At 56.0% G+C, this 20,504-nt stretch carries 22 protein-coding genes and 1 pseudogene; 16 read left to right on the forward strand and 7 right to left on the reverse strand.

What is annotated here, in order from left to right:
• Window positions 1–6: 6 nt before the first annotated feature.
• The 4 genes from V9K95_RS15595 to speB are packed head-to-tail and all read left to right on the forward strand — an operon-like array spanning window position 7 to window position 3,309.
• Window positions 7–684, forward strand: coding sequence for an amino acid ABC transporter permease (locus V9K95_RS15595; RefSeq protein ID WP_336441093.1), 678 nt, complete (start codon window positions 7–9; stop codon window positions 682–684).
• A 41-nt stretch (window positions 685–725) separates the two neighbouring features.
• Complete coding sequence (locus V9K95_RS15600) at window positions 726–1,493, forward strand: amino acid ABC transporter ATP-binding protein (protein ID WP_336441092.1); 768 nt, start codon at window positions 726–728, stop codon at window positions 1,491–1,493.
• A 10-nt stretch (window positions 1,494–1,503) separates the two neighbouring features.
• Complete coding sequence (locus V9K95_RS15605) at window positions 1,504–2,226, forward strand: MBL fold metallo-hydrolase (protein WP_336441091.1); 723 nt, start codon at window positions 1,504–1,506, stop codon at window positions 2,224–2,226.
• A 42-nt stretch (window positions 2,227–2,268) separates the two neighbouring features.
• A complete protein-coding gene (gene speB / locus V9K95_RS15610) occupies window positions 2,269–3,309 on the forward strand; it encodes an agmatinase (protein ID WP_336441090.1) in 1,041 nt (346 codons plus the stop codon).
• A 308-nt stretch (window positions 3,310–3,617) separates the two neighbouring features.
• Here speB and V9K95_RS15615 read toward each other — a convergent pair whose 3' ends face one another.
• The gene (locus V9K95_RS15615; protein ID WP_336441089.1) at window positions 3,618–4,259 is read right to left on the reverse strand and encodes a dihydrofolate reductase family protein; all 642 of its coding nucleotides are present in this window, start codon (window positions 4,257–4,259) and stop codon (window positions 3,618–3,620) included.
• A 148-nt stretch (window positions 4,260–4,407) separates the two neighbouring features.
• Here V9K95_RS15615 and V9K95_RS15620 point away from each other — a divergent pair, with 148 nt between their 5' ends.
• From V9K95_RS15620 to V9K95_RS15665, 10 genes and pseudogenes are all read left to right on the forward strand, one after another.
• Window positions 4,408–4,764: an ArsR/SmtB family transcription factor gene (locus V9K95_RS15620; RefSeq protein ID WP_336441088.1), complete on the forward strand. Its 357-nt coding sequence runs from the start codon at window positions 4,408–4,410 to the stop codon at window positions 4,762–4,764.
• Complete coding sequence (locus V9K95_RS15625) at window positions 4,739–5,227, forward strand: SRPBCC family protein (protein ID WP_336441087.1); 489 nt, start codon at window positions 4,739–4,741, stop codon at window positions 5,225–5,227. The genes V9K95_RS15620 and V9K95_RS15625 overlap by 26 nt, the downstream gene beginning before the upstream one ends.
• 517 nt (window positions 5,228–5,744) lie before the next feature.
• Window positions 5,745–6,740 (forward strand): AAA family ATPase, encoded by a 996-nt coding sequence (locus tag V9K95_RS15630; protein WP_336441086.1) that lies wholly within the window; start codon window positions 5,745–5,747, stop codon window positions 6,738–6,740.
• A 13-nt stretch (window positions 6,741–6,753) separates the two neighbouring features.
• Window positions 6,754–7,656, forward strand: a complete 903-nt coding sequence (locus V9K95_RS15635) for a DUF58 domain-containing protein (protein WP_336441085.1) — start codon at window positions 6,754–6,756, stop codon at window positions 7,654–7,656.
• Complete coding sequence (locus tag V9K95_RS15640) at window positions 7,640–8,104, forward strand: DUF4381 family protein (protein WP_336441084.1); 465 nt, start codon at window positions 7,640–7,642, stop codon at window positions 8,102–8,104. The genes V9K95_RS15635 and V9K95_RS15640 overlap by 17 nt, the downstream gene beginning before the upstream one ends.
• On the forward strand, window positions 8,101–9,078 hold the full coding sequence (locus V9K95_RS15645; RefSeq protein ID WP_336441083.1) for a VWA domain-containing protein: 978 nt from the start codon (window positions 8,101–8,103) through the stop codon (window positions 9,076–9,078). Before V9K95_RS15640 ends, V9K95_RS15645 begins: the two co-directional genes overlap by 4 nt.
• Window positions 9,075–10,004 (forward strand): VWA domain-containing protein, encoded by a 930-nt coding sequence (locus V9K95_RS15650; RefSeq protein ID WP_336441082.1) that lies wholly within the window; start codon window positions 9,075–9,077, stop codon window positions 10,002–10,004. The genes V9K95_RS15645 and V9K95_RS15650 overlap by 4 nt, the downstream gene beginning before the upstream one ends.
• Complete coding sequence (locus V9K95_RS15655) at window positions 10,001–10,843, forward strand: tetratricopeptide repeat protein (RefSeq protein WP_336441081.1); 843 nt, start codon at window positions 10,001–10,003, stop codon at window positions 10,841–10,843. Before V9K95_RS15650 ends, V9K95_RS15655 begins: the two co-directional genes overlap by 4 nt.
• The gene (locus tag V9K95_RS15660) at window positions 10,837–12,126 is read left to right on the forward strand and encodes a hypothetical protein (RefSeq protein ID WP_336441080.1); all 1,290 of its coding nucleotides are present in this window, start codon (window positions 10,837–10,839) and stop codon (window positions 12,124–12,126) included. Before V9K95_RS15655 ends, V9K95_RS15660 begins: the two co-directional genes overlap by 7 nt.
• 287 nt (window positions 12,127–12,413) lie before the next feature.
• Window positions 12,414–12,590, forward strand: a pseudogene (locus V9K95_RS15665) (transposase domain-containing protein); the annotation flags it as partial.
• Between the two features lie 435 nt (window positions 12,591–13,025).
• On the opposite strand, the gene V9K95_RS15670 reads toward V9K95_RS15665, so the two are convergent.
• From V9K95_RS15670 to V9K95_RS15680, 3 genes are all read right to left on the reverse strand, one after another.
• Complete coding sequence (locus V9K95_RS15670; RefSeq protein ID WP_336441079.1) at window positions 13,026–13,355, reverse strand: hypothetical protein; 330 nt, start codon at window positions 13,353–13,355, stop codon at window positions 13,026–13,028.
• A gap of 434 nt (window positions 13,356–13,789) precedes the next feature.
• Window positions 13,790–15,211, reverse strand: coding sequence for a CopM family metallochaperone (gene copM / locus V9K95_RS15675; protein ID WP_336441078.1), 1,422 nt, complete (start codon window positions 15,209–15,211; stop codon window positions 13,790–13,792).
• Between the two features lie 73 nt (window positions 15,212–15,284).
• Window positions 15,285–15,713 carry a group III truncated hemoglobin gene (locus tag V9K95_RS15680; protein ID WP_336441077.1) on the reverse strand — a complete coding sequence of 143 codons (429 nt, stop codon included), beginning with the start codon at window positions 15,711–15,713 and terminating at the stop codon, window positions 15,285–15,287.
• A gap of 73 nt (window positions 15,714–15,786) precedes the next feature.
• On the opposite strand from V9K95_RS15680, the gene V9K95_RS15685 reads away from it, so the two are divergent.
• Together V9K95_RS15685 and V9K95_RS15690 are read left to right on the forward strand one after the other, a co-directional pair.
• On the forward strand, window positions 15,787–16,224 hold the full coding sequence (locus V9K95_RS15685) for an RrF2 family transcriptional regulator (RefSeq protein WP_336441076.1): 438 nt from the start codon (window positions 15,787–15,789) through the stop codon (window positions 16,222–16,224).
• Window positions 16,221–16,421 (forward strand): hypothetical protein, encoded by a 201-nt coding sequence (locus V9K95_RS15690; protein ID WP_336441075.1) that lies wholly within the window; start codon window positions 16,221–16,223, stop codon window positions 16,419–16,421. Before V9K95_RS15685 ends, V9K95_RS15690 begins: the two co-directional genes overlap by 4 nt.
• A gap of 292 nt (window positions 16,422–16,713) precedes the next feature.
• Here V9K95_RS15690 and V9K95_RS15695 read toward each other — a convergent pair whose 3' ends face one another.
• Genes V9K95_RS15695 through V9K95_RS15705 form a run of 3 tightly spaced genes read right to left on the reverse strand, consistent with a single transcriptional unit; the run spans window position 16,714 to window position 20,498 of the window.
• Window positions 16,714–18,336: a GMC family oxidoreductase gene (locus V9K95_RS15695; protein WP_336441074.1), complete on the reverse strand. Its 1,623-nt coding sequence runs from the start codon at window positions 18,334–18,336 to the stop codon at window positions 16,714–16,716.
• 25 nt (window positions 18,337–18,361) lie between these two features.
• The gene (dgoD, locus tag V9K95_RS15700; protein WP_336441073.1) at window positions 18,362–19,588 is read right to left on the reverse strand and encodes a galactonate dehydratase; all 1,227 of its coding nucleotides are present in this window, start codon (window positions 19,586–19,588) and stop codon (window positions 18,362–18,364) included.
• 16 nt (window positions 19,589–19,604) lie between these two features.
• Window positions 19,605–20,498 (reverse strand): aldose 1-epimerase, encoded by an 894-nt coding sequence (locus V9K95_RS15705; protein ID WP_336441072.1) that lies wholly within the window; start codon window positions 20,496–20,498, stop codon window positions 19,605–19,607.
• Between the last annotated feature and the right edge of the window lie 6 nt (window positions 20,499–20,504).

The raw sequence follows: 20,504 nt of genomic DNA on the forward strand, positions 1-20,504 counted from the left end.
GGTACGATGTTCGATTCTAATCTCTTCCTCTCCGCACTCTTCGGCTGGCCTCTTGCGAAAGGGGCTATGCTGACGGTCGTGCTATCCGTGCTAGTCATGGGCGTTTCGCTGGTGCTGGGCATGGTGTTCGGTTCCGCTGCCGGCTCCAAAAACAAGCTGTTGCGCTTTTTTGTTGGCGCTTACGTCTGGCTATTCCGCGGTGCTCCGGCCCTGTTAATTCTGCTCTTCGTCTGGAACGGGCTGCCGCAAATATCGCCGATTTTCCGGGCGGGCTGGTTCACGCCTTTCTTTGCGGCCTTCCTTGCCCTGACGCTCATCCAGATCGCCTATCTCTCCGAGATACTGCGAAGCGCCTTTGATGCTGTGGGGAAAGGCCAGAAGGAGGGTGCCGCCGCGCTCGGCTTACACAAATGGCAAATCTTCTTGCTGATCACGCTGCCCCAGGCTCTGCGGATCGCCATGCCTGCATTGGTCAACGAATTCATATCGCTTTTGAAGGCAACGTCCCTTGCAACCGTAATCTCTCTAAAAGAACTGATGACGATCACACAGTTCGCTATCGCAACGAGCTTCCGCTTCCTTGAATGGTATGGCGCAGCACTCGTCTACTACATGGCGATGGTCTCCGTTTTAACCATTCTACAGTCCCGCATCGAGCGCGCCCTTTCGAAAGGCCACCGCTAGAAGCCGTTCGTCATTTCCCTTTATTCCTAACGAGGAACGCCATGATCGAGACACTTCCGTTGCCCGATGCGCAACGGCCCTTTGCCGTCGAACTGTCAGACGTCAACAAATCTTACGGTACCTATCATGTCCTGCACGATGTCTCACTGAGGGTCGGGCAGGGGGAGCGCGTGGTCATATGCGGGCCATCCGGATCGGGCAAATCGACACTGATCCGATGCATCAACCGTCTGGAAACACACCAGAGCGGCAGGATCGTCGTCAACGGCGTCGAACTGACCGACGATAATTCGAGAATAGACCATGTGCGGCGGGATGTCGGCATGGTGTTCCAGCACTTCAATCTTTTCCCGCATCTGACCGTTCTTCAAAATTGCACGCTGGCGCAGCGCTGGGTTCGCAAGCGCCCGCAGTCGGAAGCGGTGGACATTGCGATGGCTTTTCTGGAGCGCGTACGTATTCCCGAAAAGGCCCATCGTTATCCGGGTGAACTTTCGGGCGGGCAGCAGCAACGCGTTGCCATTGCCCGTGCGCTTTGCATGACGCCGGGCATCATGTTGTTCGACGAGCCCACATCCGCACTCGACCCGGAGATGGTCAAGGAAGTGCTCGATACGATGGTTCGGCTCGCCGAAGATGGGATGACGATGATCTGCGTCACCCATGAGATGGGATTTGCGCGGCAGGTCGCAAGCGAGGTCGTCTTTATGGACAACGGCAGTATCATTGAAAAGGGAACGCCCGGAGCACTGTTCGGCTCGCCTTCGCATCAGCGGACAAAACGCTTTCTCAGCAATCTCCTACATTGATCGGCAAAAAATGAACGAACGAACAAACTGGTTTTGTGCTGAACAACTCACCGATACGATCCGGCGCATCTGGGAGCCGAATGTGCACCGGTTTTTCAGGGCCAACCTCTTCCATGTCATCGGCAAGGATGCCGATCTGGTCATTGATTTCGGGATGGGCCTCGCCCCGCTGCATCCCTTCCTGAATATCGAGATTGGAAAGCCTGTCATTGCACTGGCGACACATGTCCATGCGGACCATATCGGCTCGTTCCATGAGTTCGAAAATCGGCTGGGCCATGCCGCCGAGGCTGACGGTTTTGCCGGGATGGAGGATGCTGTCACGCTGGCACATCTGTTTCGTGAATTGCCCCAAGGTGTGGAAAAAACGCCGAATCCGTCATTCGAGCAGGACAACTACACGATCCTCGCGGCTCCCCTCGGCAGGGTTCTTGCCGAGAACGACACCGTGGATATCGGCGGTCCATCATACAAGGTCTTGCATCTGCCGGGGCATTCGCCCGGATCGATCGGGTTGCTCGACCAAGCGTCAGGCATTTTTTTCAGCGGCGACGCGATCTATGACGGCACATTGGTCGACGATCTGCCCGGCTGCGACAAATCTGCCTACAGCACGACCATGCGCCGGCTGCGGGATCTCGATATTTCCGTTGCCTATGGCGGTCACGGCGCGCCGATGTCCCGCGCCCGCATGCGCATGATCGCCAGCTCCTATCTCGACGCGTCGGCCTAACGGCAATGTGCAGCCTACTCCTCCATTTCGAAAGGTATCCCGATGACCAGCTCCGCAAGACTTGAAGCGCTCCGGAAGAAATATGCCGCGGCCGCCGGCGGTGACATCTTCGATGCGGCCTTTGCAGCTGTTGCCCGCGCCCAGTTCAAGGGAAGTGATCGCCGAAAATGGCCTTTTGCCGGCATTCCTACGTTTCTGGATGCGCCATGCCGTCCCGATGCGCAGGACCTGCCGGATTTCGGCGGTATCGACATTGCGTTGCTTGGAGTTCCAATGGACCTTGGGGTGACGAACCGGAACGGTAGCCGTTTCGGGCCACGCGCCGTCAGAACAATCGAGCGTATCGGGCCTTACGAGCATGTGCTCAAATGTGCGCCGTTCTCCCTAGCCGACATAGCCGATATTGGCGATGTTCCGATGCAGAGCCGGTTTGATCTGGCAATGTGCCATCAGGATATCGAAACCTTCTACAGACGGCTTGTGGGCGCTGGTGTCCGACCGCTTTCCGTAGGTGGAGATCATTCAATCAGTGCATCCATTCTCAAGGCAGTGGGAGAGAAGCGGCCTGTCGGCATGATCCATATCGATGCCCATTGCGACACGGCAGGTCCTTATGAGGGCGCTAAGTTCCAGCACGGCGGCCCGTTCAGGCTGGCCGTTCTCGATGGTGTTCTGGATCCGGAGCGCACGATTCAGATCGGCATCAGGGGAGGAGCGGAGTATCTCTGGGAATTCTCCTATGACAGTGGAATGACCGTGATCCATGCCGAGGAGGTGGCGGAGATCGGAATGGCCGCCGTGATCGAGAAAGCCCGTCAGATCGTCGGCGATGGGCCGACCTACCTGTCATTCGACATTGACAGCGTCGATCCCGGATTTGCGCCTGGAACCGGCACTCCTGAAGTCGGCGGGCTTACACCGGCCGATGTGCTGCAGCTGTTGCGAGGGCTACAGGGGATTGATTTCGTCGGCGGCGATGTCGTCGAGGTCGCGCCGCAGTATGATACGACCACCAACACTGCACAAATTGCGGCGCAGGTCATGTTTGCGATTTTGTGCCTAATGGTCTCCGGGAAAAGTTGAGGTCCGGTTGGTCATTCTTCGCAAGATTCGGTGGCTGCAAACCTGTGCGGGGTATGATCTTCTCCATGGATCAATCGTTTCATAAATCACCGTTCTCGCAGTGGTCGAATGAGGTGGTCGATGGTTCAGATCCTTTCAAGGCCAGGGACTCAAAGCGGACTCGTCTAGGGCAACCATCGAGCTTGAGTATTGAATGACCGAGATGGGGCCGAAAGCAGGCTGTCAGCTCCTGGAACTGGCAACTCGAGAAGCCGACATCATGGACCACCTGTGGACAGTCCATGATCACCCAAGTCACAGGCGAGCGGCTAGCGTTGGAAGGTGAGGTGGATGGTGCCGCTCGGTGCCGTTTCTGCCTTGACCGTGTAGCCAGCTTCCAGGCCGCGCAGATCGTCCCACAGGCGGATGCCGCGCCCGAGCAAAATCGGCGCGATAGCAACATGAAGGCGGTCGACAAAGCCAGCTTTGAGATAGTCGCGAACGACGGTAGCACCACCGCCTATCCTCACATCTTTGCCGTTTGCGACCCTCACAGCCTGCTGGAGCGCATCAACCGGGGTGGTGTTGAGGAAGTGGAAAGTGGTGCCACCGGCCATCTCCATGGAGGGCCGTGGGTTGCGGGTGAGGACGAAGACCGGAACCCGGAACGGTGGCTCGTCGCCCCACCAGCCACGCCAGTTCGGATCGTCGGGAAAGTTGTGGAGTCCGAACATGCCAGCGCCCATAATCTCGGCGCCCACATTCGCGAAGTACGCCTTCGCGTATTCGTCGTCGACACCTGTGGTCCCCGCTCCCGTGGTATCCTTTAGCACGCGCTCACGGAACGTTCGCGTTGCGGCATATGCGCCGACGAGGCGCGGCCAGTCCTCGCCGAACGGGGCTTGGGGCGTCTGGTCCGTCGTTGTCGCGAAACCATCGAGCGAGATCATGAGATCGACACGAACTACCACTGGAGTCCTCCTTGCGGGTTGCTGCACCTTAACCGCCCCTCCATTCGAGACTGAACACTAAGGTAAGTACCTTCATATCCGCGCGCGGATACTAAGGCAAGTACCTTTTTATCCTTGACCAGCGGCCCCGACCACTTTACTGATGCACATGCCCTACCATTCGACTCCGCTCGACCTCGCCTTTCACGCTCTCAGCGACCCGACCCGCCGCGCTGTGGTGTCGCGGCTGGTCGAGGGCGAGTTGCCGGTCAGCGCCCTGGCCGAGCCTTTCGACATGGCGCTGCCCTCCTTCGCCCAGCATCTCAAGGTGCTGGAAGATTGCGGGCTGATCGCCAGCGAGAAGCGAGGGCGCAGCCGCTGGTGCCGGCTGGTGCAGGCGCGCTTCGACGAGGCGGCGGACTGGATGGAAGCGGAGCGCCGGCGCTGGGCCGAGCGGTTGGATCGGCTGGAAGTCTACTTGGACAAGACGGAAGAGGATGATGAAGAACATGGCAAACCTGTTTGATACGTGGTCGCTCGACCGCGAAATCGTGCTGGTGAAGCTGCTGAACCACCCACGCGATAAGGTCTTTGCCGCCTGGATGGACCCCGAGGCGCTGGCCCAATGGTACGGCCCGGCCGGCCTCAGCATCGAGACCCACGAGGCCGATATCCGCGAGGGCGGGGTCTGGCGGTTCGACATGGTGGGCGTGTTCGAGGGCCGGGAGCAGCGCTTCCCGAACCTCATGCGCTTTCTGGAGATCGTGCCGAACGAACGGATCGTGATGGACTATGGCACGCCCGACCCCGACGATCCCGACCGTTTCCGCGCCACGGTGACCTTCGATGAGCAGGATGACGGCAAGACGGTGCTGACCATGCGCCAGCTCCATCCCAGCCGCGAGCGGCGTCAGGTGGTCATCGGCTTCGGCGCGGTGGAATACGGGCTGCAGACGCTGGACGGCCTCGCCGCCTGGCTGGACCGCTGAGCCGGATGCTTTGCGATTTTGCGGAAAACACGGTGTGAACACAAGCTCTAACGGCATCCGGTTCCGGAACGCGCGTGGCTGCTTTTGGAATCAAGACAATATGACATCAATGACCGTTTAGGGGCGCAAAGCAGCTGTCGTACATTCGGCCTCTTTCATTCCTTTTTTCGCCAAATCAAGTATTCGTTCAACGAGAGGGATAGCTAACGGATCTGCAGCCCACAATTTATTCGAGGAGAAGTACTATTGAATAGACGAGACAAAACAGGCTTTTAATGGGGATTGTAGATTTTTTCGCTACAATCGAAAATGCTTGAAATTCGTCTATTATCGGCATTTTCAAAGGAAGGGTTGCTGACAACTTCCCTGTTTGAACGCAGCAGTAATTCGTAAGCGTGTGTCGCTTTGCTCTTAAAGGGGGTCTTCTCTATTCGGCATGTTGTCGAGCATCTCTCCTTGAACATTTCTATTATTTGGCTATCCTCCGCTATGGGCACCATAAGACCGGGAAAGTTTTATGGACGGCATAAACCAGCATTCCTCCACCGGCGACGAGACGGATCTCGGGCCGAGGTTCAGTCAGCTTGCCCAAAACCTTGAAGCCGGTTTGATAGGGAGGCTTGCCCTTGTCGACAGGTTGCTCATGGCCCTGCTCGTCGGCGGCCATGTACTGATCGAAGGCGCACCGGGGCTCGCCAAGACCAGAGCCGTCAAGCAGCTTTCAAATCACGTCGATACAACCTTTGCGAGAATACAGTGCACGCCGGATCTGATGCCGGCGGATCTGACCGGGACGCCCATATGGAGGCCGGATCAAAGCACATTCGAATTCGTCGCAGGTCCGGTATTCCATTCACTGATTCTGGTGGACGAGATCAATCGCGCTCCGCCTAAGGTACAATCGGCGCTTTTGGAGGCCATGGCCGAACAACAGGTAACGGCAGCGGGGAAGACTTATCCTTTGCCAGATCCCTTTATGGTCGTCGCCACGCAGAATCCAATCGAACATGAAGGCACTTTTCCGCTGCCCGAAGCCCAGCTTGACCGCTTTCTTTTTCACGTGACCGTCGATTTTCCGGATGCCACATCCGAGCGCGAGATTCTCGATCTTGTCGAACAGGAGCGAGGCGGCAATCGTCCTATTGTCAGCGACAAGATCAGCATTGTCGAAATTCAGCAGGCAAGGCTGCAGGTCAACGCGGTTTATCTGGCGCCAGCATTGAAGGACTACATTGTCCGGTTGGTAATGGCGACCCGGGATGAAACAGGAGGCTCTGATACGAGAGCCAAGATCGAATACTCGGTGTCTCCGCGCGGTTCCCTTTCACTGGCGGCAGCCGTGAAGGCGCGCGCATTTCTCGGCGGTCGCGATTATGGCACGCCGGAAGATGTTCAGGTTCTGGCCGAAGATGTTCTGGCACATCGTCTCGGCCTGACCTGGAAAGCGATAGCGGAGGGCGAGACGCCTCGCGGCGTGATTGCGACAATCCTCGACCGTATCGCGCCCTTATAGGTCGACATGACACATGAACGATAAGGGCACCTACATTGATACAACGGCGCTGATCCTGTTGAAGCACGCCGCGACAAACACCAGGCAAAAACGGAACATCAGAACCCAGTCCATGCCGGGTCCTGTTGCAACCAAGCGACGGGGCCGCGGCAGCGAGATCGATGATATCAGGCTGTGGACCTACGGCGACGACATTCGCACCATCGACCGCAACTCCACGGCACGCACCGGTGTGCCGCATGTAAAGACCTTTAGAGAAGAAAGAGAACACACGACGTTGCTGCTTGCCGATTTCAGACCTGCCATGCAGTTCGGGACGAGGCGCGCCTTCATGTCCGTCGCTGCTGCCGAAATCTTGGCGCTATCAGGCTGGCGTGCCACAGAATTCGGTGGTCGAGTCGGTTTACTTGCCGTCGGCGGGATCGAACCGCTGTTGATAAGGGCCGCTCCATCGGACCGAGGCATGCTCGCAGTGATTTCCGGTCTGCTGAAGGCGCACGCTCAATCGCTCGATCTGCGATCAGCAAAGCCTGTCCTCCCATTGGACGCGTCATTGCGAATTGCAGCCAAGGCATTGCCCAGAGGCGGAACTATCGTGCTTGCAAGTAATCTCGATGACCGGGGTGATCAGTTCGAAGACGCCGTGCAGTTGGTTTTGCATCGCTGCGACTTGAAGATCGCTTACATCAGCGATGCTTTCGAACGGAGTGCGCCAGTCGGGATATTTCCATTCGAGACCCGCGAGGCGGTTAGAGGCGTGCGAATTGTTTCGAACCAAAATCCCGTCCGGAAAAAGCGTGAGGCAATGCTCCGTCAGATAGAAAGTTTGGGCGCTCGCATCGTAGAGTTTCACAGCGAAATCGAACCGGAAAAACAGATCAACTCTTTGGGCAGACTTCATGGCCGATACAGCTGATCCGCTCGATGCTTTGCAAGCAATTCGCCTGCCCACGGTCCCGGCATCTTCGCTTTGGGAGCAGATGGCTGTCGCACTGCTTGCCGGCGTGATAACGGCGATTATCATCCAGCTAGCGCTCGCTTTTCGAAACAGGAAAAAAGCTGAAGCTCTGGAGCAGAGTTTCATCGTCGCAATCAATGATATGGAAAACCTTCCTGATGATGAGCGTTTGGCAGCCCAGGCCTCGTTGATCCGGCGCTACGTGAATGTGGTTGCAGGCGATGGCGCTGCACGCAAACAGGGTGAAGACTGGCTGGAGGAACTCGATAATCTCTTCAAGACGGAATTTTTTCGCAAGGGCGGCGGTCGTGTCCTGCTCGATGGCCTCTATTCGAGACAGCCGCCGTTCAAGAGCGCCGAACTGGGAATTGCGCTCTGCGAACTCTTGCAAGGCAGAAGGTCATGATCGAGGGCTTTTCCTTTGCGTCACCTTGGGCGTTTCTTGCGGTACCGCTACCGCTGATTGCGGCGCGGCTGTTGAAAGCCCGGCGGCATTACGCCAGAACGCTGACGGTCCCTTCGTCTGTGGTGTTTGACAACATCGACGATGTGCAGACCGGCATCTTGGGCGCTATACGCAGCTTTACAGCGATCCTCTGGACGGTCTGGTCGTTGGGCGTGCTGGCCCTCGCAGGACCGCAGATCATACAGCCCGTCGCCGCATTGCCGGTTTCGGGCCGCGACATCATCCTGGCGCTCGATCTCTCTGGCAGCATGGAACGCAAGGATTTTTCGTTTGACGGAAGCTCCACCCGGCGTATCGATGTCGTCAAGGAAATGGGCGCGGGATTTCTACGCGGTCGCTCCGGCGACAGGGTAGGCCTCGTCATGTTTGCAGATGAGCCATTTCTTGCGGCCGCCCCGACATTTGATCTTTCCGCCGTCGAAACGGCACTAAGGAATGTCGAGATCGGGATTGTGGGGCGATCCACTGCCATCGGTGATGGATTGGGACTATCATTGAAAATTCTTCTTCGATCTCCGGCCCGCTCCCGAGTGGTGATCCTGCTCTCCGACGGTGCGAATACGGCGGGAGCGACCAGTGCCGAGTCGGCAGCCCGACTTGCCAAGACTCTTGGGATCAAGGTGCATACGATCATGCTCGGCACGGATATGAAGGAGAACGTCAGTTCGGCCACGATTGCGCCCAGGAGAGATACGGTCACGCTTGCCGATATTGCCAAGACGAGTGGCGGCGAAAGCTTTCTGATCAAGACCAATGACGATCTTCGCAAACTGGCAGCATCCCTGGATAAGCTGGACGCGAGCAACGTAGCCTCTCCATCGGTCCTCGTTGAGGACAACCTGTGGCCCTATCCAGCGGTCCTTGCTTTGCTTCTGTGCCTTGCGGGTTTTTTCGCGGCGCGGAGGGCCCTATGAACCTGTCCGAATTGATTTTTCTCCGTCCATGGTGGCTGGTCATTCCACCCCTACTGCTGGTTTTAGGCTATGTTTTGCGGCAGAGCGGCAATGGCGGGGACTGGGTGCGCGCAATCGATCCATCGCTGCTACGAACGTTGGAAAAGCGCAGCGCCTTCAAAGGACGCGGCAAAGGTCGTCCACGATTTTCAATCTGGTTGATAGTGGCTGCTATTATCGCCGTGGCGCTGGCCGGTCCGGCGATCCGCAACCAGGCCAGTAGCAGCTTTCGCAACCTCGACGGCGTAATCATCGCCCTCGATACATCGAAATCCATGGTCGATAGTGGCGCGGTGACCGACGGACAGATCGCTGCCACGCAGTTGATAGACAATAGCGCCGCGAGCCAGCAGGTCGGTTTCATTCTCTTCGCGGGAGACGCCTATCTAGGCAGCCCCTTCAGCGCTGACCGGCACATGCTGCATCCACTATTGGGTGGCGATCTTTCCAATATCGTTGCGGAGCAGGGTAGTGCCCCGGCACGGGCGATGGCGCTGGCACAGACCATGTTTTCCGACGCCGACATGATCGGCGGTGATCTCGTTCTGGTTACGGACGGTGGGGGCGTCGATCCTGCCGCAGTCGAGGCGGCGAGGGCGCTGCGCAAGGCAGGGCGCAGGGTGAACGTTCTCTTTGTCTCTTCGGCGCAGAGCGATCCCAATATGCCGGTGCCAGATAAGGCCGGAGCTGTACGGCTGGCGGCCGAAGGCGGAGGAATTTTAACGGACACGGCCAATCTATCGCCCCTGCTCTCGGCACTGGATTTACCGCTTGGGCAGAAGCTCGAGAAAAACGGCTATACCGCACTGGCGTGGCTGGATCTCGGGCGTTACATGCTGATCCTGGCTGCCATACCCTTCCTCGGGCTGTTCGGGAGGCGAACATGAAAAAGTCATTCCTCGCGCTCCTGTTGTTAGTAGTACCGATCCTTTTGCTTATGTCCAATGATCGGGCCGGCCGCCTGATGCTTTGGGCAGGCTATCCAGGTCTCGCGACACACATGCTTGCCGATCCCGCCTGGCGTGGTGTTGCCTATTATCGGGCCGGCGAGTACAAGTTTGCCATCGCAGCTTTGCAAGCAACTCGTAGTGCCGAAGCTGCCTATAATCTCGGTAACGCCTTTGCGCGCGACGGCAAACTTCCCTTGGCCGTAAGGGCTTATGATATCGCTCTCAAGCGCAACCCCGGCGACAATGCGGCATACGCCAATCGCCAGCTCGTTCAATCTTTGATGCAAACCCAGAAGGAAGCGGGGGATACTGTAGCCGGCGTTGCGAGTTCGACGGCCGCCAAGGAAAAACAAGGCGGAGAAAACGAAGCTTCCGACGATGATGCGGGAAGGAAGTCCACATCCGGCGATGGAATGGCCGGACAGCGCGAAGCTGCAGGCAATGCGCAGATGGCAGGTAGCAGTAAAGTCGACCGCCGCGGCGACGCGCGCAACAGTGAACTGCAGGCCGGGATGGGGTCCTCCAAGGGCGCGGCGACGGATAGCGGCGGCAGTGCCGGCAAAAATGGCGGGCAAACCACCCGGGCCAGTGTCGACGATACCATACCCGTGCAGGACGCTTTGGAGGCAAAGCTTGAAACCGAACAGGCCACCCTGCAATGGCTGGCACAAATCCCCGACGATCCGGTCAGGTTCCTGCGGTTGCGAATTGCGGCCGAGCACAAGCAGCGGCAGGAGAAAGGAATCGCCATTCAGTCGCAGGATTCCCTATGGTGAGTCTGGTTGCAATGGCACGCATAATCCTGTTGGCTGTAACATTCCTGGTGACGGGAACAATGACGAGCGCTCAGGATCAACCCCAGTCAGTCGGACGCATCTGGGTGGATGTCGATCAAACAAACCGACTGCCCTTCGTGCAGGAGATGATCCTGCTGCGACTGCGAGGCACCTATACGAGGCCTGTCGCGCTCGTCAAAACGGAGCAACCTGCGCTTCCTGGTTTTCGCTGGATGCTTATTGGCACGGATGAGTGGTCCGATGCCGTCGAAAACAGCCCGCAAGTGCGTGGCTTCGAGCAAGTTATCGCCGTCTTTGCCCAGCGCAGCAGCAATCTCGTGATACCGCCATTCGTCCAGAACCTGACTTATATCGACCGGGGCGGCGCCCGGGTAACGACGGTCATTCAAACCGAACCGGTGACCATTCAGGTCGCACCGGAATTGACGGATGCCAGTTCGTGGTGGCTTGCTGCCCGCAGCATCACTGCAAAGGAGGAGTGGAGCCGCGATCCCGATGGCATCGACATCGGTCAATCGGTCAAAAGGTCTATCACCATAACCGGAGTGGGTGTAACCGACGACCAACTGCCACCTCGCCCGGAAATCAAGGTGCAGGGATTGATTATTGTTCCGGCGGCCCCGGTGCGAAAAACCGAAATTGGCCTGGGCAAACCGCTGAAACAAATGCCGAAACTAAAAAAACCAGGCCCCTACAGGATTGTCGAGGGTAGAGAAGGTCCAATTTCATCAGTGACCTATTCATGGACAATCCGCCCGGTTACCGGCGCCCCTGCAGCACTGCCGGCTATCGAAATCCATTGGTACAATACAGACCTAAATGCTATGCAGCGCATCGTTATTCCCGGACGCACCGTTGCACTCAAGGATACTGGTCCAACACTTGCAGACATGGAGCGGTCGCTGGGGATCATCGAACGATCTGGCGAACGGGAGACAGTTTCTATCGACTGGGCTTTGATTGCGATTGTCTTTGTTATCGCTTTGATCGTGACTTTACTGTCGTGTTCACCGCAATTCCGGGCGCAAATCGCGAAAATTGCCCTACGCTTGCGAGCCTATAGGATCGGGCTTCGGATGAAACGCGCGGCAAACGTTGGCGATGCCGTGCTGGTCTGGCAGTTGCAGCGGCAGGTCGACGGACATTCGCGGTTTGCAATTGAAAACCTGGAGTCCATGGTGTTTGGCAAACAGCAAGCAGACAAGGCCTCGCTGGCTCGCATTGTCAAGCACCTGATCGACAAAAAGCTTGCCATTCATTGAGGTGTCTTTGCAATTTGATAAACGTACCAGGCTGTTGATTCGAACTTTAAGGCCATTGTAGACTTTCATGATACAATCAAACGCCAAAAATGGGCTGTCATCGGCATTTTCAAAGGAAGGGTTGCTGATCACTTCCCGGTTTGTACGCAGCAGTATCTGTAGGTCTGCGATTCAGTTCCATTCAGGGTGCGCAATGCCAACAAGCCGATTGCATCGCTCGGAGCGATCTTTAGTGCGTGGATGCCACAAACGGCGGCCGATTACGACGCACGGGTGAAAGCTGTGGCTACACTACCATCGCCTCGCTAATCGAAACCCACAAGGTCAATGCTGTCGATACGTTTACGTATCTGACCGCCAAACTCGCCTCCATCGTCAACGGTCACAGGCAGAGTCGCATCGATGAGCTTTTGCCGTGGAATTATTCGGGACGAACAAACGGCGAAGTCTGCTGTCGGCCCTAAGCGCACATGATCGAAGGCGAACCGATGAAACCTGCGACGAAAAGATTGGAGCGCCATGCCCATTGTAGGGAAGCGCTTCACAATCGATTTCTTGAAGAAGTTTCAACACGAGAAATGCAAGTAATTGCGGATGAGGCTCAGCTGTCTGGCTGGGTTCTTGGAAGTGCGACGGGCAATCGACAACGTGCGCGCCTCGCGGGCACTGACACGTGCGAATATAGGGCAGTTAAACTTCGTTAAACTGTGACGGTTTCAGGCTTTTCTTTCAATCTGTCCGCCTTTCATTTTGAAAATGCCGTCTTGTCCGCCCTGCGCATTGAAATCGCGCTCAAGCTCGGCCCAGCGTCCAATAAACTGATTGCAGGTGCTGCAAAATATAGGGCTGTCGCCTGTTACCGTCGCTGGAATCGTAAATCGTACCGCAATCCTTGCAGTCTAGCTTGTGGTCGAGTCTTTCCATTTCTCCATCGCCTCAGTGAAGTGGAGCCCACTTTCGCTAGAGATATCATTATCGCAATGTGAAGGAACGTCGCGTGCGCGTGCGACATCAATCAAGCTCGTCTCCCGGCTCATTGCCAGGGAACTCAATGTGCTCGTACAATGCACTCCGCTGTCAAAGAACGTCATGATACACCGCGCCAGCCGGTCACGTTGCAAGGATGGATTTTTTCCAATTTGCTGAATTGCGAGTTCATAGGCTTTCGCCATTACATCCCAGTCAAGGGATGAATATTTATTGGTGTAGACCTGTCTACGAAAAGGCATGACCGTGCTCCTCCCACTAGGCGGAGAGCACGTAAAATCTCTCAAACATCGACCGCCAGCTCAATGCGCAGTCTCGATGGTGCAATTAGTTTACGCTTTCATTCAGAAGAGTCTAGCCTATGTCTGATAGGGAACCTAACCCATTGCTTGGGGTTCACTGACAAATCCTGAAGGTGCGTCGTGGCTGACAATATTCTAAAGCCAAGTGGGACGAGCATATTCTCCGCCGAGAAATGCTCAAACCAATTTTACGGCAGCAATTCGACGGAAATGCTTCTCGTGCCGACCGACGAAAAATTCTTGGATTTGTTAAGTCGGTTGGAGCAAGCCGAAAAGGAGCGCAGTGATTACTCAGCCCGGTTTTCCAGCTGCTCTAGGCACCGCGCTTTCCGGAGAAGCTCGCGCCCAGTCTGGGAGGAACGGGCTCAGTCCGATCAAGGTTGCGCCAGTTTCCTAGTGCCAACCCATTCGCGCATTTCCTTTATCTCCTGCTTCTGAGCTTCAATGATCTCCCCAGCAAGATGGTGATTTTGAGGGTCTTTGCCAAACCTAAGTACGATCTCCGACATGTCGATGGCGGCCTGATGATGAGGAATCATACCCAGCACGAATGCGGCGTCGGGATCGGCATTGCCTATACCGGTGATCATCGGCCCATGCATTTTATCCATGGCTGCCCGATAGGCGATACCTGCATCCTGTGACACGTCCGGCACTGAGTCGCCATGACCGGAAGCCCCGTGGGGATTCTCGACATTTGGCGCGTGTGTGAGCCGGCGGTTGGCTGCAAGATCGATATTTCCAGCTGGGCCGTAAAAGGCAGCATGCAACCCCCAATATCCGCAGATGAAAACGATGAAGGCCGCTGCGAGACCGGCGGGTACCCCTGCAAGTTTGCGTTTCAGAGTTGGAAGGAAGTGCATTTCTCGAGTGTGGTCGGCGGTGATGGCGACGATGATTGCCATGATCAGTGCGTGTCCGATGAGGTCGATGCGGCCAAAAGGGTAGACCGATGCATTGAATATGACGAACAAGGCGATGGCTGACAGACGCCGGACCAGTGGGGTCCATAGCAATCCGAATCCCATCGTGAACTCAGCCACACCCGCCATCGGAATGAACACGTCCCGCGGAAGCCCGAATGTGAGGAACGGCTTTTCGACGACCAGTGGATAGAACCAGTCAGGGTAGGCGAACTTCTCCAGGCTCGACCACATCAAGGCGATCGCCACGCCCCACCGCAACGCCTGGAACCGGTGCTTGCGCCATTCCGGGTTTGAGGACGATTCAAGAACCAGATAGGCCGCAACACCGACGCCCAGTGCAAGGTAATCGAGCAGGTGAAAAACATCATAGTCACGCAGTGCCAGAAGCCACAGCCCGATGATCCCCGCCGCAGCGAAAGGCTGCGTCCTGCGCGAAAAGATCAAACCTGCGATCAGCAACTGCGCCCAGGAAACTAGTTCCGAGGGCGTTTTCAAATCCGGCGTCAGGTATACGCCACCGACAGCGAAAATGGCGATAAAGAAAGCACCGATCACAACCCTGACGAAATCGTCAAGACGCGTCCACAACGGATCAGAGAGCCGGTCAAGTCCAAGCAGAATATTTTCGCCTGCCTTGGACTTTTCGAGCGCACGCGTCGCCACGAAGAATGCAACGACAAGAACGATGCCCGTCCAGAACCAGACATTGCTCAAAGTAAGGCCAATGGACTGGGGAGGGGCGCCGACAATATAAGGGGCGAACCATTTGACGTGGGCTTGCGCGGGAACAGCGATGAAAGCGGCGATGGCCGCCGAAGATACCATAGCGGGGCCAGTGCGGCGGGCGGTGCTCTTTGCAAAAGCAGTCAACTAGGCTCCGGTGGTGCGTCGATCAAGGTTGAACATAAGATTCTCGTTGTGCATGAAGACAACGAAATGAACGTTACTCTTGCCTTGCAACCGCGGCTGAATGCCTTGGACCAAGTTGGAGTGCGTTTGGCCCGATATTGAGACCAATCTGTAGGCTATCAGCGATCCGGTTCGCGCGGACGATGAAGAGTTCCGCGGCGGATACCGTGCAAATATCGTCGACCGTCTTCTTGAAGAGATTCAGCCAATGGACAAAATGCTCGGGCTTGAGTCCTAGATGCTGGTGCATGCTGTGCGGGTTGCCGCTGTACCGGCCCGTGCGCATCGCCACGGACGACCAGAAGTCCACCATCTTGGCGAGATGAAGCTCCCACCGGCCCGCCAAACGGTCTTCAAAAATCGGCCCGAGGAGACTGTCGTCGCGAACACGCCGATAGAACTCATGTACAAGACGCTCAACTAGCATTTCGGTAACGGTATCTCTGCGTTCGGCATCTGACATGTTGGCAGTTCCCCAATAGTTCTTTTCTTATTCTGGAAAAGAGGTATTGTAAATGCATGATTTGGAGAGAGACGTGCGACTAACTGCCCACACAGACTATGGATTGAGAGTTCTGATAGCGCTGGCCGCTATCAACGACCGGCTTGTGACGATCGAGGAACTTTCGGTCAGGCACAGGGTGTCACGCAATCACTTGATGAAAGTGGCACAGACACTCGTCAATCTGGGGCTGGTGAAGAGTGTGCGCGGCAGGCGCGGCGGCCTGACCCTCGCCAAGCGCCCGGCAGATATACGTATGGGAAGCGTTGTACGAGCGTTGGAAGTCGATATGGAACTTGTCTCGTGTTTGGGCGATCAACCAGCCAGTTGTGTGTTCAGTGGCATCTGCCGTCTAACCGGAGCTTTGCGCGGTGCGATGGAGAGCTTTTTCGCAGAGCTCGACCGGCTTACCCTTGCTGATCTTGCCTCTAGTCCACAAAATCTAAGGGAAAGATTGGCAGTGCCAGTGTGACAGGGCATGGCTCCAATGACTGGAAGCCGGCACATAAGGCGGCGAACTGGGAGGATATCAAAGCGCTGAAGATTCTCGTTGATCACGGGGCGGATCTATCCATCCGCACGTGCATTGATGATTATGCAACGTCACTCGAAGAAGCGCGTCTGCTAGGGCGCACCGCCGCTGTCCGCTTTCTGGAGGGGCTGAGTTAAACGGCTGAGCTCCAGTCGAAAACCGGGAAGTTTCCGAACAAATAAAGTCGGTCGCGCGCAGTTAAATGATGGCTGTGGGTTGGAAAAGCTTACCCAAGTGTATCATTGCCGGCTTGTAGAATAAGGTTCACTCGGCACTCTGCAAGGGAGCCACGAATACCTCGGCCGGAGTCTTCTCAAAACGGACTCAATATACCTCATGAAAATTGTCGGGCCTTGGATAATCAACACGCTTTTTGCGTACGATCGGTTTGTGAACGCTCTCAATACAAAGCCCATAGGAGCTGGCGGATTAGTTCAATATAAGGTCGGCCGCTTTGGCAGCCGCAGCAAGAACAGCGGCATTGGTGTTACCGCTTACAATTGTGGGCATCAACGACGCGTCAATTACACGCAAGTTGTCCAAACCACGCACCTTTAGATTTGAGGTTAAAACAGCCTCCGGATCATCGTTGCGTCCCATCTTGCATGTTCCGACCGGGTGATATCCTGTCTTGACCGTCCGCCTGCAGTGCGCAGCAATCGCCTCGTCACTGGTTACGTCTGGTCCCGGAAAGATCTCACGCTCGATCAGTTCGCGCATGGGTGAGGCAGAAAGAACAGAACGGGCAAAGCGGAACCCGGCCATAGACAGCCGCAGATCCTCAGGGTGACCGAAAATCTGTGTGTCGACTATGGGGTTTGCAAAAGGATCCGCTGAGGCAAGGGTCACCGTCCCGCGCGCTTTTGGTCTAAGCAGCAGTGCGTTTATGGTTACGCCGTCACCCGGCTCTGTTCCCAGAACATCACGGTCGAGATAGACGGTTGGGACGCAAAACATCTGAATCGTTGGCATTTCATTGTTTCCGTCCGGATCAAAGAACGCACAGGTTTCAACGCCCGTGGTTGTCACCGGACCCGATTTGAACAGGAGATACTGCAAGCCCGCTTTAAGCATAGCGAGGCCCCTGTCCTGACCATAGTAACCGAATGCACCTCGCGTCGTCGCCACGACGGGGACTTCGTAGTGATCTTGCAGGTTCTTGCCAACGCCGGGGAGATTGATACGGGTCTTGAGACCGTGGCGTGTCAGCTCCTCTTCAGGACCTATCCCTGAGAGCATGAGCAGTTTCGGCGTCTGATATGCCCCGGCAGCCAGCAGAACTTCCATGCCCGCTGCCACCGTTTTCGGAATGCCACCCTGGACATATTCAACTCCGGTCACCTTGTTTTGCTCCAGACGCAACAGGGTCACGGTTGCGCCCGTCTCGATTGTCAAAAGAGGATTGTCCATGACAGGTGCAAGGAACGCATCCACTGCACTGCATCGACGTCGTTTGTCCCAATCCATTGTATGTTGCATGAAACCAACGCCGAACTGGCGCACGCCGTTGAAATCGGGATTGTAGGGAATGCCCATGCCTTGCAGTGTCTTCATGTAGGTTCGGGTCATGGGACTTGTATGGCCAAGGTCAGAGACTTTCAAAGGCCCGCCGACACCGTGGTATTCGCCTGCCAGATGATCGTTGTCTTCCTGCTGACGAAAATAGGGAAGCATATCCCGGTAGGACCATTGCCCGGCATTGCCCGGTTCTGCAACCGCTTCACTCCAGCGATCATAGTCCGCGGCCTGACCACGCATATAGACCATGGCATTGACAGTACTTCCACCACCCAAAACTTTCGCCTGCGGAACGATCGGGCCGCGTCCGCCCAGCTGGGGCTGGTCCTTGGTCTTGTGCATGGTCAGGTAAGTGTCCCGGGCAAGGAACTTCATGTAGCCTGCAGGGTAGTGCATAATCTGACTGGCATTGCGTGGTCCCTGTTCAAGGATCAGGACGCGCGCCTTCTGTTCGGTGATCAGACGGGCCGCAACAACGCAGGCCGAACTCCCGCCCCCCACGATGACGTAGTCAAATTGCCTGTTCTCAGACATGGTTTCTCCCCGCAATCGCGCTTCGTTACCAGTCAACGACTGTGCCATCATCTATCAGCGCCGATTGTGTGATGAAGGGTTCTTGTTGGTAGGGATGCGCATCGGCTATCGCTTCGTCAACTTCTACCCCAAGCCCTGGAGCTTGTGGAATTGACCAGTAACCATCGACCAGCTTGATGGGCCCCCGGACAACTTCAGAGTACCACGGCACGGCACCTGACATTTCTTCCTGAATGGTGAAATTAGGTGTCGAGATCGCAAAGTGGAGCGCTGCCGCTCCCGCAATCGGGCCGAGAGGATTGTGCGGAGCCATGCCGATCCCTGCCATTTCGCACATGGAGGCTATCTTCTTTGTCTCCAACAGTCCGCCCGTGTGGCAGATGTCGGGTTGCGCTATCTGGATTGCTCGTTCCGCGACAAGCACCTCGAATTCCTCACGGCCGATCAAACGTTCCCCTGTCGCAAGAGGAACGGGACAATGCTGTGATAGTTTGATCAGTCCCTTGATATCTTGAGGGGGCAGAGGTTCTTCGATGAACATGGGCCGATATGGTTGCAAGACTTTGGCGAATTGCAATGCCGCACCCCATGAACCACAACGCCCATGGAAGTCCACCATGATCTCGATATCGTCACCAACAGCTTCCCGCAGTGCCTTCATGGAATTGTCGACCTGGCGCAGTGATTGACCATCGGCCGTCATATGCACATAAGGGATGAACACGACTTTGATCGCCTTGTATCCCTTTTCGATAACCTCGAGTGCGCGTTCCACAACTTCGGCCGGCCCGAAGGAGCCATAAACCGCGTCCTGTTGCCCAAGTCCGAGATGCGTATAGACCTTGACCCTGTCGCGCACTTGACCACCAAGAAGACGCCAGACTGGCAGGCCCACCGATTTGCCGAAGATATCCCACAAAGCCATCTCAATGCCGGATACAGCCGTCATCCCGATTACACCCAGTCGCCAGAATCCCTGTTTGATAAACCGACGATAGATCCCCTCAATATTCCTTGGGTCCTGTCCGATCAACAATGGTGCAAGATCGTCGATTGCACCGACAACAGCGCGTGTCTTCCATTCCAGCGTCGCTTCGCCCCAACCGATCAAACCGTCTACATTCGTTTCAACGCGTACAAAAATCCAATTGCGCAATCCCGCGTTGACCACTTGGGTGGTGACCGAAGTAATACGGATTGTATCGCTTAGCTCGGTTATGGCCGGTATTGGCTTTTCGCTTGTCTGTATCATTTCCATTTTTCTCCGCTTAGCCAATCAATTCCGGGCGCAAACTGATTTCGCCTGACAGTGTCTCTCCTGGGTGCAACACCTGTAAATCACCCAGCGACTTCTGGTGATGGCCGTCAGCCAGATGGCTCATCGGCTCAAAGCAGAAATAATCGCGTTTGAAATCTGGATCGAAGGTGGTGTTGGAGACGAAAATGAAAGCATGTTTGAAGAGGCTGTCCGCCTTCAATGTCAGTCGGGTATTTCGCTCCGGCCAGGTGACCTGTGCGTAGCCGCTCCACTTTTCGAATCCATTGTTGACCCAGCGATGCGGCAGTCTGCGTGGTTGGCGAAAGTCGAGGTCATCGGGTATCTCCGTGGCCTCCCCTGGGAGCCAACCATCGAGTTCCGTCCAGAAGCGCTCGGCCGGGGCTAACAAGGTAGTTTCGGGTGTCATTGAAAAATAAGGGTGCCAGCCAAGACCAAACGGCAAGGCGTGTTCTCCCTTGTTGGTAACCGACAGACCGATGGTAAGCCCATCCTTCTCCAAGCGGAACTTTTGCTCTGCTTCATAAATATACGGAGTGTCATTGCTCCGATGCGAGAACCGCAGCGTCGCCGCGGTTGGAGATGTGTCGGTGATGTCCCATGTCGACAGCCACCCTTCACCGTGCAGATAATGTGGATCCCAATCAGTGTTCGGTTCCAGCTTGAAATGCTTACCTTCGAAAGTGAATGTGTTGCCTTTGACGCGATTGCCAAAGGGTACAAGCGGGTAGCATCCGGATTGCAAAGCTGTGGCGGCATCATCAATTGCTTCGCGTAAAATAGCGGTTCGCTTTGACTTTTGCAGTAACCAAAAACCAAGAACAGTTCCGCCGCGGGTGGAAATGCGGGCTTCCAGATTGCCTTCGGCCAGTGTGAGGATAGGCATTTGAAT

This window comes from Phyllobacterium sp. CCNWLW183, from assembly GCF_037203775.1.
Classification (GTDB): Bacteria; Pseudomonadota; Alphaproteobacteria; order Rhizobiales; family Rhizobiaceae; genus Phyllobacterium; species Phyllobacterium ifriqiyense.